Genomic DNA, 1,671 nt, shown 5'->3' with positions numbered 1-1,671 from the left:
TGCATCACCCGCGCCGCGCGGGATCTGGTGTCACGCCCGAGGACAAGGAATTCAAACGTCTCCTGCTCCGGTCCATCTTTCAGCAGATCGAGCCAGCGAGCGATCGGCCGCGTCAGCAGGCCACCCCGTAGTCCTGACTCTATCGTTTCATGCTTCACGACAAAGTGAAGACGTCATTTTCTCTCAAGAGTACGCACTTGCATTCGCGGTCGCGAAGGTCTCCGTCGAAGGAGATCGATCATGCGTATTGCTTTAGCTGTTCTTCTAGCGAGTCTGCCCGGTCTGGCGATGGCGGCGTCGGGTCCCGATTGTGCGGTTTCGGCCGCGAGCCTCGGGCAGGTGGCGTCGGCGCACCCGCTGGATTTGCCGACTTATCCCACACCGGTGATGCCGACCGCCAATCGGCCGGTATTGGCATCGCCTGCCAGCACGAAACCAGCGATGAAACTCGTGCCTCATCAGGCCGGTCCGAAGCCGTCGGGTCCCGCGGCTGACCCGCCTCTGTTGCCATCCGTCGCCGCCCTGCCGCAGGCCCAGCCTGCTACGTCGCCCGCATCCACCCCAACATCAGGAACACCGGCAGCCCCGGTGCTCCATTCGGTTCGTGACCTTCCGATGCCGGCCGGGGTCAAGCGCATTCCGGCCGCCGAGATCGCCGCGGTTCCCGCGTTGCGTCAGATCGCCTCGCATGGCGCGAAGCTCTACGATATCGGCACGGTCGACGGGATGCGGGGGGTCTTCGCCCGGAGCGGATCATTGTTTTCGGTCTTCTACATCGCCCCCGATGGCCGGTCGGAGATCCAGGGCGAGATGTGGAGCGACCGGGGCAAGAACATCACCCTGCGCCAGGTGGCGGCCATCCCCGGTGTGCTGCCCACGGTGACGATCGGCAAGATCGGCAAGCATGACCCGGTTGCCCATGCCTTCATCCACCATGGTGGTCCATCTCCTGTCGTACCAGCAACGGCAGCGGTTCCGGCCAGCACGACCAAGCCTTCTGCTCCGAATGCCCCGCTACCGGTCCCGACCAGCCCGGCGCAGAAGGCGAAGGAAGTTGCCTCGGTGTTCCGGATGCTGCGTTCGACCGATCACGGGACGGTTGGACCGGCAAACGCGCCGCATCTCTGGATGCTGATCGATCCGATGTGCATCCATTCGATCCACGCGATGCAGGCGCTGGCGCCCTATGTGAACGCAGGCAAACTCCGGTTGAGCGTCATCCCGCTGTCGATCCTCGACTACGAGGATAAGGGGGCGAGCACGATCAAGGCGAAGGTGATGCTCAGCCGGGCACCGACCCGGATGGTCGCGGACTGGATCGACAAAGGGCTGCCGGAAACCGCCAGTGCCGGTGCAGCGGGCAAGCTGGCGCGAAACATGGCGGTGGCGCGGTATATCGGGCTAACCGGCACACCGACTTTGCTGTGGCATGCGCGTGACGGGCTGATCGGCCGAAGCAATGGCAATCCGGGTAATCTCGCGTCGGTCGTTGCCTCGATCCAGCCCCCCTCCTGACGGGCGCGCAGCATGAGTCGCAAGCGGGCGCGGGCGGGAGAGAGCCAGGCGAGGAAGCCGGTCGGCCGTCCGCGCAACGGACAAGATCAACCACCAGGACAATTGGAGCTGCCATTATGGACGAACCACCATTCCCCGATCCGCGTGATGCCGAAG

General features: G+C 64.3%; 1 protein-coding gene. It reads left to right on the top strand.

The window, feature by feature from the left end; genetic code table 11:
- The first annotated feature begins 240 nt into the window (after positions 1-240).
- Complete coding sequence (locus tag ACP5E6_RS19005) at positions 241-1,515, top strand: hypothetical protein (protein ID WP_427957050.1); 1,275 nt, start codon at positions 241-243, stop codon at positions 1,513-1,515.
- Positions 1,516-1,671 lie beyond the last annotated feature (156 nt).

The organism is Acidiphilium sp., from assembly GCF_049977125.1.
Classification (GTDB): Bacteria; Pseudomonadota; Alphaproteobacteria; order Acetobacterales; family Acetobacteraceae; genus Acidiphilium.
This window is presented reverse-complemented; position numbering and strand designations above follow the sequence as displayed.

What these genes read in the sequence shown, in the direction of transcription:
- ACP5E6_RS19005 (WP_427957050.1), top strand. Translation starts at nt 241, where the DNA reads ATGCGTATTGCTTTAGCTGTTCTTCTAGCGAGTCTGCCCGGTCTGGCG.